The organism is Nitratireductor mangrovi (assembly GCF_007922615.2).
GTDB classification, from domain to species: domain Bacteria; phylum Pseudomonadota; class Alphaproteobacteria; order Rhizobiales; family Rhizobiaceae; genus Mangrovimarina; species Mangrovimarina mangrovi.
Map to the genome: position 1 here is coordinate 4,779,445 of NZ_CP042301.2, position 14,511 is coordinate 4,793,955.

13 protein-coding genes are annotated in these 14,511 nt (G+C 64.8%); 6 read left to right on the forward strand and 7 right to left on the reverse strand.

Going from position 1 to position 14,511, the window contains the following annotated elements; genetic code table 11:
* Positions 1-14 precede the first annotated feature (14 nt).
* Positions 15-701: a Crp/Fnr family transcriptional regulator gene (locus FQ775_RS23410; protein ID WP_146297570.1), complete on the reverse strand. Its 687-nt coding sequence runs from the start codon at positions 699-701 to the stop codon at positions 15-17.
* Positions 702-864: 163 nt separating this feature from the next.
* On the opposite strand from FQ775_RS23410, the gene paaG reads away from it, so the two are divergent.
* Positions 865-1,662, forward strand: coding sequence for a 2-(1,2-epoxy-1,2-dihydrophenyl)acetyl-CoA isomerase PaaG (gene paaG, locus FQ775_RS23415; protein ID WP_146297568.1), 798 nt, complete (start codon positions 865-867; stop codon positions 1,660-1,662).
* Between the two features lie 9 nt (positions 1,663-1,671).
* Here paaG and FQ775_RS23420 read toward each other — a convergent pair whose 3' ends face one another.
* Complete coding sequence (locus tag FQ775_RS23420; RefSeq protein ID WP_146297566.1) at positions 1,672-2,124, reverse strand: SRPBCC family protein; 453 nt, start codon at positions 2,122-2,124, stop codon at positions 1,672-1,674.
* Between the two features lie 140 nt (positions 2,125-2,264).
* Here FQ775_RS23420 and FQ775_RS23425 point away from each other — a divergent pair, with 140 nt between their 5' ends.
* On the forward strand, positions 2,265-4,079 hold the full coding sequence (locus FQ775_RS23425; RefSeq protein ID WP_146297564.1) for an IlvD/Edd family dehydratase: 1,815 nt from the start codon (positions 2,265-2,267) through the stop codon (positions 4,077-4,079).
* A gap of 31 nt (positions 4,080-4,110) precedes the next feature.
* On the opposite strand, the gene FQ775_RS23430 is transcribed toward FQ775_RS23425, so the two are convergent.
* Entirely contained in the window at positions 4,111-5,601 is a 1,491-nt protein-coding gene (locus FQ775_RS23430; RefSeq protein WP_146297562.1) for an aminotransferase-like domain-containing protein, read from the reverse strand.
* Between the two features lie 166 nt (positions 5,602-5,767).
* Here FQ775_RS23430 and pgi point away from each other — a divergent pair, with 166 nt between their 5' ends.
* Both pgi and FQ775_RS23440 read left to right on the forward strand, forming a co-directional pair.
* Positions 5,768-7,444, forward strand: coding sequence for a glucose-6-phosphate isomerase (pgi, locus tag FQ775_RS23435; RefSeq protein WP_146297560.1), 1,677 nt, complete (start codon positions 5,768-5,770; stop codon positions 7,442-7,444).
* Positions 7,441-8,154 (forward strand): HAD family hydrolase, encoded by a 714-nt coding sequence (locus FQ775_RS23440; protein ID WP_146301778.1) that lies wholly within the window; start codon positions 7,441-7,443, stop codon positions 8,152-8,154. The genes pgi and FQ775_RS23440 overlap by 4 nt, the downstream gene beginning before the upstream one ends.
* Before the next feature lie 205 nt (positions 8,155-8,359).
* Here FQ775_RS23440 and FQ775_RS23445 read toward each other — a convergent pair whose 3' ends face one another.
* Together FQ775_RS23445 and FQ775_RS23450 are read right to left on the reverse strand one after the other, a co-directional pair.
* Positions 8,360-8,662: a hypothetical protein gene (locus FQ775_RS23445; protein WP_146297558.1), complete on the reverse strand. Its 303-nt coding sequence runs from the start codon at positions 8,660-8,662 to the stop codon at positions 8,360-8,362.
* Between the two features lie 21 nt (positions 8,663-8,683).
* The gene (locus tag FQ775_RS23450) at positions 8,684-10,231 is read right to left on the reverse strand and encodes a B12-binding domain-containing radical SAM protein (RefSeq protein WP_167813142.1); all 1,548 of its coding nucleotides are present in this window, start codon (positions 10,229-10,231) and stop codon (positions 8,684-8,686) included.
* Between the two features lie 112 nt (positions 10,232-10,343).
* On the opposite strand from FQ775_RS23450, the gene FQ775_RS23455 reads away from it, so the two are divergent.
* The gene (locus FQ775_RS23455) at positions 10,344-11,063 is read left to right on the forward strand and encodes a hypothetical protein (RefSeq protein ID WP_206064805.1); all 720 of its coding nucleotides are present in this window, start codon (positions 10,344-10,346) and stop codon (positions 11,061-11,063) included.
* Positions 11,064-11,223: 160 nt separating this feature from the next.
* On the opposite strand, the gene FQ775_RS23460 is transcribed toward FQ775_RS23455, so the two are convergent.
* Positions 11,224-11,787 carry a TetR family transcriptional regulator gene (locus tag FQ775_RS23460; protein WP_146297553.1) on the reverse strand — a complete coding sequence of 188 codons (564 nt, stop codon included), beginning with the start codon at positions 11,785-11,787 and terminating at the stop codon, positions 11,224-11,226.
* A 95-nt stretch (positions 11,788-11,882) separates the two neighbouring features.
* On the opposite strand from FQ775_RS23460, the gene FQ775_RS23465 reads away from it, so the two are divergent.
* Complete coding sequence (locus FQ775_RS23465) at positions 11,883-12,791, forward strand: SDR family oxidoreductase (protein WP_146297551.1); 909 nt, start codon at positions 11,883-11,885, stop codon at positions 12,789-12,791.
* A gap of 25 nt (positions 12,792-12,816) precedes the next feature.
* Here FQ775_RS23465 and FQ775_RS23470 read toward each other — a convergent pair whose 3' ends face one another.
* Complete coding sequence (locus FQ775_RS23470) at positions 12,817-14,445, reverse strand: long-chain-fatty-acid--CoA ligase (protein ID WP_146301777.1); 1,629 nt, start codon at positions 14,443-14,445, stop codon at positions 12,817-12,819.
* Between the last annotated feature and the right edge of the window lie 66 nt (positions 14,446-14,511).

A 14,511-nucleotide genomic window follows, 5' to 3' on the forward strand; every position in this document is an offset into this window, starting at 1 on the left:
GGCAGGCCGCGCGTTCAATCCTCGGGCGCCGAGCCGATGCGCTCCAAAGCGCGACCGTTCACGATCTTCAGGCCGCCGCGCCTGATCTCGATGACGCCGAGGCGGCGCCAGTCCGTCAGCGTCTTGTTCACCGACTCTCGCGTCGCGCCCAGAAACTCGGCCAGCTCCGACTGTGAAATGCGGATCCAGCCTTCTTCGTCGGGGATGAGCTCGGAAAGGAAAAGCAGCCGCTTGGCGAGCCGCGCCTCGATCTTGAGCAAGGCCTGGTCACCGAGTTCGGCACTGACCCAGCGCAGGCGCGCGCACAACAATCCGATCATGGCGGACGCCAGTTGCGGATGCGCTTCGATGCGGTCGAACAGCTGGCGTCGCGAGACCGAGACGAGGACCGAATCTGTCAGGCAGGTCGCCGTGGCTGTCCGCAATCCACCGTCGAGAGCGCCGATCTCCCCGATCAGGCTCTTGGCGGTCTCGATGTTTGCGACCAGCTTGCGGCCGCCCTCCGAATAGATCGCGATCTCGACGGTGCCGTTGAGGACGCCGTAGACACGGTCGGCCTCGTCGTCCTGCATGAACAGGTTCTGACCTGCCTGGACGCGCTCCTGTCCGCAGCCGGCAAAGAGAAGAGCGAAAAGGTCCTCCCTCAGCCGCGCCTGCGGTTGGTCCTGCTGCGTTTCGCCGAAAGCCACGTCACCCGCCATCTAGCATCCAACCGGTTCCCGCCCCCGGCCGGACCGTTCCTCGTCGTCGCGGCGCGGGCGCGTCATTTTTTCTCCCTCGCGCCGGTTGAAATTGATTGCCGGCCTTCGGCATGTAAACTGCCGCGCAAGCACCGGCCCTGAAGGGCACGAGGAGGAACACCCGATGAGCGACGAGACAGTATTGCATGAACGAAAAGACGGTTACAGCGTCATCACGCTCAACAGGCCGGATCGTCTGAACGCGTTTAACGAAGTGCAACACAAGGAGTTGCGGGCCGCACTGGCCGAGTGTCAGGAGAATGCCGACTGCGGCGCCATCGTCCTGACCGGAGCAGGTCGCGGCTTCTGTGCCGGGCAGGATCTTTCCGACCGCGATCCGACCCTGATCGGCGACAGCCCCGACCTGGGAAAGACGCTCGAGACCTTCTACAATCCGCTGGTGCGAACGATCCGCGCCATGCCGAAACCCGTCATCTGCGCGGTCAACGGCGTGGCCGCCGGGGCCGGCGCCAACGTCGCGCTGGCCTGTGACATCGTGATCGCGGCGAAGTCGGCGAAGTTCATCCAGGCATTCTCCAAGATCGCGCTGATCCCCGACGCAGGCGGCACCTACTGGCTCACCCGCCAACTCGGCGAGGCGCGCGCCAAGGCACTGGCGCTGACCGCGCATCCGCTGGCTGCCGACGACGCGGCGGCCTGGGGCCTGATCTGGCGGGCGGTCGAGGACGATCGCCTGATGGCGGAAGCGACGGCGCTTGCGGAAGGCTTCGCGCGCGGGCCCACGCACGCTTACGCGCTGACGAAGAAGGCCATCCATGCCGCTTCGACCAATTCGCTTGACGACCAACTCGACCTCGAGCGCCAGCTCCAGCGCGAGGCCGGCATGTCGGACGATTACAAGGAAGGCGTGGCGGCCTTTCTGCAGAAGCGGCCGGCCGACTACCGCCGCAAGGCCGGGTAGGCCGGCTGGTCAGCCCTTGGTCACCTGCTCGTTGAGGTTCGAGAAGAACTGGCCGGCGAGCTTCTTTGAGGTCGACATGATCAGCCGGCTGCCCAACTGCGCGATCTTGCCGCCGACATCCGCGTTGACCTTGTAGGTCAGCAAGGTCTCGTTCGGGCCCTGCTCCTTAAGTTCGACGTCGGCGCCGCCCTTGGCAAAACCGGCAATGCCACCCTTGCCTTCGCCCTGGATCGTGTAGGAGTGCGGCGGCTTCAGGTTCTTCAACTCGACCTGTCCCTGGAAGCGTGCCTTGATCGGCCCGATCTTCAGCGACACGGTGGCGGCAAGTTCCGTATCGGACTTCTTCTCGAGGCTTTCGCAGCCGGGAATGCTCGCCTTCAGCACCGCCGGATCGTTGAGCGCCTCCCAGACCTTCCCGATCGGAGCCTCGATCGTCTCCTCGCCTTCCATGTTCATGGCCATCGTGCCGCTCCTCTCCGTACACAACCAGCACAAGCGAACTAGCCCAGCGGCGACCGCTTGTCTATTGCTGGACGGAGCTTGCTATCTTGCTGCGTTGGGCCGCTTCGAATAACGATTGACCATCAATCGGGGAGCAGAAGATGACGAACAGGTTAGGGCGGCGGCCGCAGACGACAAAATTGCGTTCGCAGCAATGGTTCGACAATCCGGACGATCCCGGCATGACGGCGCTCTATCTGGAGCGTTACCTCAACTACGGCCTGACCCGGGACGAATTGCAGTCGGGAAAGCCGCTGATCGGCATCGCCCAGACCGGCTCAGACCTTTCGCCCTGCAATCGCCATCACCTCGATCTGGCGCGCCGCGTGCGGGCAGGCATCGAGGCCGCCGGCGGCATTCCTTTCGAGTTCCCGGTTCACCCCATTCAGGAGACCGGCAAGCGCCCCACCGCCTCGCTTGACCGCAACCTCGCCTACCTTGCCCTGGTCGAGGTGCTCTACGGCTACCCCCTCGACGGCGTGGTGCTGACGGTCGGCTGCGACAAGACCACGCCGGCCCTCTTGATGGCGGCGGCCACGGTCAACATCCCGGCGATTGCGTTGTCCGTCGGGCCGATGCTCAATGGCTGGCACAAGGGCCGGCGGACCGGGTCGGGGACGATCGTGTGGGAGTCGCGTGAAAGGCTGGCTGCCGGCGAGATCGGCTATGACGAGTTCATGGAGATCGTCGCATCGTCGGCGCCCTCGGTCGGCTATTGCAACACCATGGGTACTGCCACCACCATGAACTCGCTGGCCGAGGCACTCGGCATGCAGCTTCCCGGTTCCGCCGCCATTCCGGCGCCTTATCGTGAGCGTGGCCAGATGGCCTATCAGACGGGCAAGCGCATCGTGTCCATGGTGAACGAGGACCTCAAGCCCTCCGACATCATGACCCGCGAGGCATTCGAAAACGCCATCGTCGTCAACTCGGCCATCGGTGGCTCCACGAATGCGCCGATCCATCTCAATGCAATCGCGCGCCATCTCGGCGTCCGGCTCGACAATGACGACTGGCAGAAGCTGGGCCACGACGTTCCGCTGATCGTCAACCTGCAGCCGGCGGGTGAATATCTCGGCGAGGATTTCCATCATGCCGGCGGCGTGCCGGCGGTCGTTTCGCAATTGCTCAAGGCGGGCGTGCTGCCGCATCCCGACGCGGTGACGGCAAACGGACGGTCGATCGGCGACAATTGCCGCGATGTCGAGACCCTGGACGCCGATGTCATCCGCACCGTCGCCGAACCGCTGCGGCCGCGCGCCGGCTTCATCAATCTCAAGGGCAATCTGTTCGAATCCGCGATCATGAAGACCAGCGTGATTTCGAAGGAATTCCGTGACCGCTACCTGTCGAACCCCGACGACCCCGAAGCCTTCGAGGGCAGGGCGGTCGTCTTCGACGGTCCCGAAGACTATCACGCCCGCATCGAGGATCCGGCGCTCGGCATCGACGAGAACTCGATCCTGTTCATGCGCGGCACGGGACCCGTCGGCTATCCGGGCGCGGCCGAGGTGGTGAACATGCAGCCGCCGGCGGCATTGCTGAAGAAGGGCGTCCATGCGCTGCCCTGCATCGGCGACGGTCGCCAGTCGGGAACGTCCGGAAGTCCCTCGGTGCTCAACGCATCGCCGGAAGCCGCGGTCGGCGGCGGACTGGCTCTGCTGCGCGACGGGGATCGCGTGCGTATCGACCTGAAGAAGGGATCAGCGGATATCCTGATCTCAAAGGACGAACTCGAAAGCCGCCGACAGGCGCTGGTAAAGGATGGCGGCTATGCTTTCCCCGAGCACCAGACGCCGTGGCAGGAAATCCAGCGCGCCATGGTCGATCAGCTGGCCGACGGCATGGTGCTGAAGCCGGCCGTGAAATTCCAGCGTATCGCCCAGATGATGGGCGTGCCGCGGGACAATCACTAAGGCGCCTTGTCGCCGGTGGGTTGGCGCCGCGCTAGGCGGCGGCCCTGCGTCCGACGACGGCGGCCAGTTCACGAATGCCGGGCTCGATGTGCTGGATCGCGATCGAGGAGATGCCGAGCCGCATGAAGCGTTTCGGAGCGTCGGCGCGGTCGAAGAACCGCTCGCCGGGCTCGATCAGGACGCTGCGCGCAGCCGCCAGTTCGGCGAGCTTGGCCGAGTCTGTACCGGGAGGGCCTTCGAGCCACATCGACGTGCCACCGGCCGAATCGGTGCAGCGCCAGTCGGGCATGTAGCACGAGGTCGCCTCGACAAGCCGTTGCCGCCTTTCTGCGAAAGCCGTCGACAGCTTGCGCACCAGCGCGTCGTGATGACCGAGTGACAGGAACAACGCCACGGCGCGCTGGTTGTTGGCTGGCGGGTGGCGCAGCATGAAGCGGCGCAGGGCGCGGAGTTCCGCGATCAGTTCGGCGGAGGCGACGATGTATCCAAGCCGCAGGCCAGGCGCCAGCGTCTTCGACATCGATCCGACATGGATGACACGGCCCGAGCGGTCGAGACTTTTCAGCGCCTGCTGCGGCGCGTCGTCGATGAGCTGGCTGTCATAGCCGTCCTCAATGATGATCTGGTCGTGCCGATCGGCGCGCGCCAGCAGTTCCTCCCGCCGCTTCTGGCTGAGTGGAACCATCGTCGGGCAGTGATGGCTCGGCGTGACGAATACGTAGCCGCAGTCACTCGGAACGCGTGAAGCCACGATGCCTTCGCCGTCGACCGGCACGGGAACCGTGTCGGCGCCGGCGAGCCTGAAGATGGAGCGCGCATCCGGATAGCCCGGCTCTTCCATGGCCACGCGGGTGCCCCTGCTCATCAGCAGCTCGGCCAGCATGTAGAGCGCGTTCTGCGCCCCCAGCGTCACGATGATCTCGTCGGGATTGGCGAAGATGCCGCGCCGCGGGAGGAGCCGCGCCTGGATCTGCTCGATCAGCAGCGGGTCGTCGCGGTCGACCATGTCGGCGGCCCAGTCGCGGATTTCGAGTACCGCCAGCGCCATGCGGTTGCACTCGCGCCATTCGGCAGTGGGAAACAGGCCCGGATCGAACTGGCCGTAGACGAACGGGAAGGACGACTTGATCCAGTTGTCCATTTTCATCGGCGGCGGCATTTCGCTCGCCTTCATCTTGCGCCGCGACTTCCAGTCGATGCCGCCTGCGGTGGGAAGTCCTCTGGGACCTTGCCGCGACGGAGCGGTCAACACTTCAGGGTTCACGAAATGGCCCCGGCGCTCGCGCGCGATCAGGAAGCCCTGGTCGACCAGCTGCTGGAAGGCAAGCACGACGGTGCCGCGTGCCACGCCGAGCTTCTCGGCGAGCACCCGGCATGACGGCAGAGGCATGGACGGCGAGATCTGGCGGTCGAGGATCGCTGCGACGATCGCCTGCCGGATCTGTGCCTGCAGGGTCTGGCCCGAGTCGGGCGAGATCGTGAAAAGACCGGACCAGATGGCGGAATCGCTTCGCGTAGGCATGGCAGGCTTCCCTCCGGGCCGGAAATTAAACGGATGAAGAATAGGCTTCAAGGCTGGTCCAACCGCTTGCGCCAGAGTTTTTTGTCACCGATGCATTTGAGCCACTTAACGTTGGGCCACCAATCTTCGGCCTGCAGCCCGCTGCGTCCTTCTGTTTGGCGCCGAAATGATCTATCGGGGAGGCGGACAGGAAAGGACGAACTCCGTGGACCGTATCGCTTTCGACCGCGCGCTGGCTGAACTCGGCGCGCACCGCGACGAGGTGGCACCCTTCGACTTCGCGGCCGTCTTTCGCGAAGATTCAGCCCGGTTTTCGGCGTTTTCGCTGCGTTTCGACGATTTGCTGCTCGACTGGTCGAAGACGGCGGTCGACCGCCGTACGATGGAGTTGCTTGCCGAACTGGCCGCCGCCGCCGGTGTCGAGGCGCGCCGGGATCGAATGTTCGCCGGCGAGCACATCAACGCCACTGAAGATCGCGCCGTCCTCCATGTGGCGCTGCGCGCGCCGCGCCAGGCGGCTATGGCAGTCGATGGCAGGAATGTGATGGCCGACGTCCACTCGGTGCTCGACCGCATGGCAGCCTTTGCCGATTCCATACGCAGTGGCGAGGCAAAGGGCGCCACCGGCAAGCCGATCGCCGACGTGGTCAATATCGGGATCGGCGGCTCCGATCTCGGCCCTGCAATGGCCACGGCCGCGCTCGCGCCGTTCCACGACGGCCCGCGCACGCATTTCGTCTCCAATATCGATGGCGCCCATATCGCCGATACGCTGAAAGGGCTCGATCCTGCCGAAACCCTTTTCGTCGTTGCGTCCAAGACGTTCACCACCGTGGAGACGATGACCAACGCGGCCACCGCGCGCAAATGGCTCGCCGATGCGCTGGGCAGCGAAGCCGTGGCCAGCCATTTCGCCGCGGTCTCGACGGCGCTTGACCGGGTGGCGGCTTTCGGGATCGACGAGACACGCGTGTTCGGCTTCTGGGACTGGGTCGGCGGACGGTATTCGCTGTGGTCGGCGATCGGGCTGCCGATCATGCTGGCGATCGGCCCTGCACGGTTCCGGGACTTCCTCGCCGGCGCGCATGCCATGGACGAGCATTTCCGCTCCGCGCCGCTGCGCGAGAACCTCCCGCTTGTATTCGGCCTGGTCGGCTTCTGGCACCGGGTCGTCTGCAACTATCCGGCGCGCGCGGTGATCCCCTACGACCAGCGGCTGGCGCGGCTGCCGGCCTATCTCCAGCAACTCGACATGGAATCGAACGGCAAGGGCGTGCTGCTCAACGGCGCGCCGGTCGCCACGCCGACCGGGCCGCTGGTCTGGGGCGAGCCTGGCACCAACGGCCAGCACGCTTTCTTCCAGCTGCTGCATCAGGGCACCGACATCATCCCCGTCGAGTTCATCGCGGCCGCGCGCGGCCACGAACCGGAACTGCAGGAACATCAGGACCTCCTGCTTGCCAATTGCCTGGCACAGTCGCAGGCGCTGATGAAAGGCCGCACCCTGGCCGAGGCGACCGCCCAGCTCGTCGCGAAGGGTGTGGCGGAAGGAGAGGCGGCTGCCTTGGCCCCGCATCGCGTCTTTTCCGGCAACAGGCCTTCGCTCACGATCCTCTACCGGCAGCTCGATCCCTTCGCGCTCGGCCGCCTGATCGCACTCTACGAGCATCGCGTCTTCGTCGAGGCGCAGCTTTTCGGCATCAACGCTTTCGACCAGTGGGGCGTCGAACTGGGCAAGGAACTCGCCACAGCCCTGTTGCCGGTCGTGACCGGCGCATCCGAGGGCGACGGCCTCGACGGCTCGACCGCCGGCCTGGTGGCCTATCTTCAGGCGGAGCGCTGACGGGCGTGGCGATCAGGGGCATCCTGTTCGACAAGGACGGCACACTCGTCGATTTCGACGCGACCTGGTCCGCGATTGCCCAGCGGCTGGCGCTGGAGGCGGCCGGGGGCGCTCGCGAGACCGCCGACCGGCTTCTCGATCGCGCCGGATATGACGTCGCGCAGGACTGTTTCCGCGCCGATTCCGCGTTCGCCGCCGGCACCAATGCCGACATCGTCGCGCTCTGGTACCCGGATCGGACGCCGCAGGAACGGCAGCGAATGATCGCGCATTTCGACGAGGTGACGGCCACAGAAGGCGCCCGTTGCGCGGTTGCCGTGTCCGGCATCCCCCACGCGATTGCGCGCCTGCACGGCGACGGTTACCGGCTTGGGGTTGCGACCAACGATTCCACCAGCGGCGCGGAAAAGACGATCGCCGCGCTCGGCATCGCGCAAATGTTCGTTGCCGCTTACGGATATGATGCGGTTGCTGCGCCCAAGCCGGCGCCAGACACCGTGTTCGCGTTCTGCGATCTCACCGGTCTGAAGCCGTCCGAGATCGCAATGGTTGGCGATAACGGCCACGATCTCGAAATGGCGCATGCTGCCGGCGCGGGGCTCGCCATCGGCGTCCTGTCCGGGACCGGCACGCGCGAAACGTTGGCGCGCCGGGCGAGCGTCGTGCTCGGCTCGGTCGCCGAGTTGCCTGACTGGCTGGCCGGGCGGTGAAACCCTCGGCGCGGCAGCCGAGCCGCGACGCAGCGCGTCACGGATAGCTCGGACTTGTCGACGATCCTTCGCCGCGCCCGCCATGGCTTGGGAGGCGGGCTGCTTCAAGTGTCATCATCCTCGACGGAAGCGATGACCCGGCCTCAGGCGCAATTGCGCGGCGACGGCTTCAAACGGCGAAGACCGGGTTCACCTCGCGCCTGGTCTATTCGAGTTCGGTCGCGCGCCCGCGAGTGGCGGCGACCGTCGAGGTCCGGACCACGACGCTGACAGCAGGCCGTGTGCCGTTGGTCGCCACGCGCACGAGCACGGCAGGGACAGCGGCGACGCCGAGTTCCGGTTGGGCCGGTCCTGACCGGATTTCCGCGATCGCCTTCTCGTCGAGTTCGAAACCAAGATCCTGCAGTGTCGTGACCGGATCCGTCTCGAGCCGGGCGATCGTCTCCTTGTCCGAGAAAACCTTGTTCAGCGCCTCGGCATATTTCTCTTCACCTTGCATCAGTTCCATGGCAAATCCTCCGTGGGTTGCTCAGTGCACGCCTTCAAAATGCCGGAGCGGCAAGCCGACCCGCTGATGGTCCACCAGCGCCGGCGCGTCATGGGGTTCGTACCTGCCAGCCGCCTTCGATCCCGGCTTGGCGACCTGGCGCAGGCTCTCCAGTCCGTTCTCGCGGAAGGTCTTCAGGATGCGCGGGTAATATTTCGCCACCGGTTCCGGGAAAGCGTATTCGATCATGTTGGCCGACGGGTAGCGAAGACGCGCGAGCGTCTGGATCGCGGCGACGCGCTCCGAGATGGCGTAGATGTCGTCGGTGGCGACGCGCACGCCGGACTGGAAGAGGTAGTAGTTTCCGAAGAAGCCGAACTCATCGTACATCGCCTCGGTCACGAGACCGTCCCGGCATGCGGCGTCCCACAGCCGCGAGCCCGGTATCTGGCAATACCATTGGAGCAGGATACGAACGCCGAAACGCCCGTGCAGGCTTGCGGCGAAAGCAATCGTCTTTTCGATCTCGGCGCGACCTTCCCATGGCAAGCCGAGCACGAAAGAAAAATCGGCACGCTCCGAGAGGCCATGGCGATAAAGAATCCGCGCAGCGGCGTTCAATTTCTCGCAGGTCGTACCCTTGCCGATCTTGTCGAGGCCGTCGTCGTAGCCGCACTCGGCGCCGATCAGGAACTGCGTCGTGAAGGGCCTTATCGCGTCGACGTAGTCTTCGCTGAGGATGTCGTTGGCGCGCGAATCGAAGACCAGTCCGGGCGTCAATCCCCGCTGCGCGATGAGGCGCGCAATCTGCGTGGCGCGTTTCACGTTCATCGAGAACTCGTCGTCGATGATGTGGATGTGACCCGCGGTCGTACGCTCGCAATACGGCATGATCGCTTCAAGGCGATCGACGAACTCCCCCGGTGAGATACCCCGCCAGGTCCGGCGGTACGAGGTCGAGCAGAAGGAGCAATCGAAGACGCAGCCGCGCGAGGATTCGATCGACAGCGACTGGTAGATGCCTGCCGGCATGCGGCCGTAATCCGGGACCGGGAAGGAAGGCAGTTCCTCCTTTGAGATCAGCTTGTGGATCTGATTGCGAATGATTGCGCCGCTGTCGTCGCGCCAGGACAGGTTGGGGACGCGGGCAAAGTCGCGGTCCGTCTCGAGCGCCTCGGCGAGCGCGACGATCGCCACTTCGCCTTCGCCGCGAACCACGAAATCGATTGGAAAGGCGGCCAGCACGTACTGGTCGAACATGGTCGGATGGATGCCGCCTGCCACGATCGGAACGGTCGCGCAGCGATCCCTGATCTGCCTGATTACCAAGAGGGCCGTAGGCCAGGACATCGACGTGGCGCCGATACCGATGAGGCCGGCATCGTCGATGTCTTCGAGCCAGCTCTCGATGGAGAAACTGCCGGCCGCGATCAGGTCGACGAACACGACCTCATGTCCCGCCGCTTCCAGCACGGCCTGCAGCAGATACATCCCGTAGGGAGGGCACTCCCGGTGGGCGTCCATCGCGATGGAGACCAACTGGCCGCCAACATTGTCCATGATAGGCGGCGCGATGAGTACTATCTTCATGGTGTGCCTCCCTCCGAGACGACGAAAGCATGCCGGAAGACTATCATTCAGCAACAGAATCTGCAACCTTAAATAGTATAATACTGAACTCATAGCTATCAAGAGTTGTATGTTGCCATCCGGTACCGAAGCACAGGCCAACCTAACCAACGGCGCCACGCTGCTCGCGTTCGCGTCCGTTCCTGTCGCCATGTGGATCGCGCACCCGGACTCTGCCGTGCCCATGGGGGTCGGCGCCCTCGCATGGGTGTTCGCGCTGGTCCTGAAGGTTGTCGTGAACCGGACGCCGCAGGCGGAAAGACTGAGCCGCCGGGGCCCAGGCGGAGCCGCGCTTGCGGGGCTCGTCTCGGGCGTGTCGGAACTTGGCGTGCTCTGGCTCGCGGTCGCGGCCGGAATGGCCGAAGCGACGCTGCAGAGCGGGCTCTGGTGCGGCATCGGCGCTGCGGCGGTTGAGGTTGCCTATCTTGTCATCACGGGCGTCCGGCGGCGCCACGATCCCGAACTGCGCCGCCAGCATCGCGTCTGGCTGCGCGGCGCGGCGGCTTCGCGAGTTGTAGCCCACATGTTCGCCATCGAACGGGCGCTCGCGACGCTGATCCACGTGGCCAGTCGCGTGCTGGTGATGGCCAGTATCTCACTCGGCGTGGTCTGGCCCGTTCTGCTCGCTTTGCTAGCATTCACCGCGGTCGACGGAACGGCCACATATGGCGCCGTGCACCGCTGGAACTGGTGCCGGCCGACGACTGCGCGGCGCTTTTATCTGCTCCTGGCTCTTTGCGCGGTGGCGGTCTGTATCGCTGCTGGATGGCTCGCCGTCCGGCCGGTTGGATGAGCGGCCACTGCGCGTGCATGTCGATGGATACTTGTCTGGGGTTGCGATCAACGGTCCCTCCGGGGCGGAGAAGACCGTCCTCGCTCTCGGCATCACGCAAATGTTCGCCGCGGCTTACGGTCGCCGGACTGCCCGCTTGGCTGGCCGGGCGGTGAGATCGTCAACGAGACAGCAAAGCCGCGACGAAGCGCTGCAAGGATTGCTCGACATGGCGCTCGATCCGGCCGCGAGGATCAAAGCTCCACCAGAGCAGGGAACCCTGCCATTGGGCGATGAGCAACAGGCCGATGTCGGCCGGCGCGTCCCTTTCGCCGGTGAAACAGCCGGTGAGGGCAGTCGCCAGTGCATCGCGCCAGGCCGCGCCCCGAGCGCGCAGGGCAGGGTCGCGCAGGTCCTCGCGCAGCACGAGCAGGCCTTCGGCATAACGTTCGATATCGCCATAGTTCCCTGACAGCCCGACGAGCAGGGCGATAGCGCCGTCCGGCGTCCGCGGAACGGCGTTCGCAAGGCCAACCGTACGTTCGTCGAGTTGGTCCCAGGCCAGAAGCAGGGCCGCCTGCTTCAAGGCTGCCTTGGAACCCCAGCGCTGCACGAGCGTGGCCGGAGAAAGGCCGCTCGCTTCGGCGAGCGCCGCAAAGGTCAGGGCCTCGGGGCCGCGCGCATGCATCAGCGCAAGTGCGGCCTCCAGCACCTTGGCATCCGGCAGGATCTTTCGTCGCGGCATCTTGACATCCAATTATAAACGAACAATCGTTTATAATTAATTCCAGGCATCCACACAAGCCGCTGGCGGGCCCGGCGGCGAACAGGGAGTTTTGCATGTCGCTCAAGGGCAAGGTTGCGCTTGTTGCAGGCGCCACGCGCGGCGCCGGCCGCGGCATAGCGGTCGAACTCGGTGCCGCGGGCGCAGTCGTTTATGTCACCGGCCGTTCGACCCGCGGGCAGCGCTCGGAATACGACCGGCCTGAAACCATCGAGGAAACGGCGGCACTGGTCAGCGCAGCAGGAGGCGAAGGCATCGCCGTTCAGGTTGACCACCTCGTACCGGACGAGGTTCGCGATCTGGTTGGCCGCATTCGCGCCGATCATGGCCGGCTCGACATACTCGTCAACGACATCTGGGGCGGCGAAAAACTGTTCGAATGGAACAAGTCCGTCTGGGAACATGACCTTGCTAACGGGCTGCGCATCCTGAGACTCGCGATCGACACCCACCTGATCACGGCGCATCATGCCCTGCCGCTGATGATCGAACGTCCCGGTGGCCTGCTGGTCGAAGTGACCGACGGCACCGCCGATTACAACGCCGACCACTACCGCCTCTCACCCTTCTACGATCTAGCCAAGGTTGCGGTGAACCGCATGGCCTGGGCTCATGCCAAGGATCTGGTGGCGCGTGGTGCGACCTCGGTCTCGATCACGCCGGGCTGGCTGCGCTCCGAGATGATGCTTGAGGCCTTTGAGGTGACCGAAGAGAACTGGCGCGACGCCACCGCGAAGGTGCCGCATTTCGTCATCTCCGAGACGCCACGCTTCATCGGCCGCGCGATCGCCGCCCTTGCCGCCGACCCTGACCGGTCGCGCTGGAACGGTCAATCGCTGTCAAGCGGTGGGCTCGCGCAGGTCTACGGCTTTACCGACCTTGACGGCTCGCGCCCGAATGCTTGGCCCTATGTGGTCGAAGTGCAGGATGCGGGCAAGCCGGCGGACGCGACGGGCTATCGCTGAGGTCTCGACCGCCGGTCCCGCGGCGTCAGTTGCGCAACTCGCGGCGCAGGATCTTGCCGACATTGGTTTTGGGCAACTCCTCGCGGAACTCGATCTTCTTCGGCCGCTTGTAGGCAGTGAGCTTGTCCTTGCAGTAGTCGTAGATGTCCTGCTCCTTCAGTGCAGGGTCCTTCTTCACGATGAACAGTTTCGGCACCTCGCCCGATTTCTCGTCGGGCACGCCGATCGCCGCCACCTCGAGCACGCCGGGATGGCCGGCGACGACTTCCTCGATCTCGTTCGGATAGACGTTGAAGCCGGAGACCAGGATCATGTCCTTCTTGCGGTCAACGATCTTGACGAAGCCGTTCTCGTCCATGAAGCCCATGTCGCCCGACTTGAAGAACCCGTCCTCCGTGAAGACTTTTGCCGTCTCGTCGGGCCGGTTCCAGTAGCCCGCCATGACCTGAGGCCCGCGGATGCAGATTTCGCCGACCTCGCCGATCGGCAGGTCCTTGCCGTCCTCGTCGCGGATGGCGATTTCGGTCGACGGGATCGGCAGTCCGATCGTGCCCGAGAACTCGTCGGCGTCGAAACGGTTGCCGGTGGCGACCGGCGACGTCTCGGAGAGGCCGTAGCCTTCCGAGATCACGATCCCTGTCAGCTTCTTCCAGCGTTCGGCGACGCCGCGCTGGACCGCCATGCCGCCGCCGAAGGTCAGCACCAGCGGCTTGAAATCGAGCTTCTGAAACTCCTCGTTGTTCAAAAGCGCGTTGAACAGCGTGTTGAGGCCGGGGAAGACGTTGATCGGATATTTGGCGAATTCCTTGACCAGCGCCGGGATGTCGCGCGGGTTGGGAATGAGGATGTTTTCCGCGCCCTGCTGCATGCCCATCACCGCGTTCACGGTGAGCGCGTAGATATGATAGAGCGGCAGCGCACAGAGGTAGATGGGCCGCTCAGGGCGCGGCTTCTTCGCATAGGCGCTTTCGATCCAGATCGCGTTCTGCGCGACGTTGGCGAGCACGTTGCGGTGGAGCAGGGTCGCGCCCTTGGAAACCCCGGTGGTGCCGCCGGTGTATTGCAGGAAGGCGACATCATCCTCACCGACCTCGACCGGCTTCAGGCTCGCCGAAGCACCGGCCGACAGCGCATCGTTGAAGGCCAGGTGGCCGGGCAGCGACCACGAGGGCACCATCTTCTTGACCCGGCGCACCACCAAATTGACGATCAGCCCCTTGAAGCCGAGCATGTCGCCCATCGTCGCCACCACGACGTGCTTGATCTTGGTCCGGGCTACGACCGCCTGCAGCGTCGCGGCAAAGTTTTCCAGGATGACGATCGCCTCGGCGCCGGAATCGTTGAGCTGGTGTTCCAGTTCGCGCGGCGTATAGAGCGGATTGACGTTCACCACTGTGTAGCCGGCGCGCAAGACACCCATCATGGTGACAGGGTATTGTAGAACGTTCGGCATCATGATGGCGACGCGCGCGCCCTTCGCCAGCCCCCTGGCCTGCAGGAAGGCACCGAAATCCGCCGATTTCTTTTCGACCTCGGCAAAGGTGAGCGACTTGCCCATGCAAGTGAAGGCCGGCCGGCCGGCATGGGTCCGGCACGCCTCGACCAGAAGTTCGCCGATCGACCTCGCGGGCAGACCGGCAATCTCGGAAGGCATGCCCTGCGGATAGCTCTTCAGCCAGGGATGGTCGGCCTTGGTTGGTTTGGCACTCGTGTCGGTCAC

Bases quoted from the DNA above. Each gene is read 5' to 3' on its own strand.
- FQ775_RS23470 (WP_146301777.1), bottom strand. From the start codon at position 14,445: ATGCCTTCCGAGATTGCCGGTCTGCCCGCGAGGTCGATCGGCGAACTT.
- FQ775_RS23460 (WP_146297553.1), bottom strand. From the start codon at position 11,787: ATGCCGCGACGAAAGATCCTGCCGGATGCCAAGGTGCTGGAGGCCGCA.
- FQ775_RS23450 (WP_167813142.1), bottom strand. From the start codon at position 10,231: ATGAAGATAGTACTCATCGCGCCGCCTATCATGGACAATGTTGGCGGC.
- pgi (WP_146297560.1), top strand. From the start codon at position 5,768: ATGATCTATCGGGGAGGCGGACAGGAAAGGACGAACTCCGTGGACCGT.
- FQ775_RS23430 (WP_146297562.1), bottom strand. From the start codon at position 5,601: ATGCCTACGCGAAGCGATTCCGCCATCTGGTCCGGTCTTTTCACGATC.
- FQ775_RS23410 (WP_146297570.1), bottom strand. From the start codon at position 701: ATGGCGGGTGACGTGGCTTTCGGCGAAACGCAGCAGGACCAACCGCAG.
- FQ775_RS23465 (WP_146297551.1), top strand. From the start codon at position 11,883: ATGTCGCTCAAGGGCAAGGTTGCGCTTGTTGCAGGCGCCACGCGCGGC.
- paaG (WP_146297568.1), top strand. From the start codon at position 865: ATGAGCGACGAGACAGTATTGCATGAACGAAAAGACGGTTACAGCGTC.
- FQ775_RS23420 (WP_146297566.1), bottom strand. From the start codon at position 2,124: ATGGCCATGAACATGGAAGGCGAGGAGACGATCGAGGCTCCGATCGGG.
- FQ775_RS23445 (WP_146297558.1), bottom strand. From the start codon at position 8,662: ATGGAACTGATGCAAGGTGAAGAGAAATATGCCGAGGCGCTGAACAAG.
- FQ775_RS23425 (WP_146297564.1), top strand. From the start codon at position 2,265: ATGACGAACAGGTTAGGGCGGCGGCCGCAGACGACAAAATTGCGTTCG.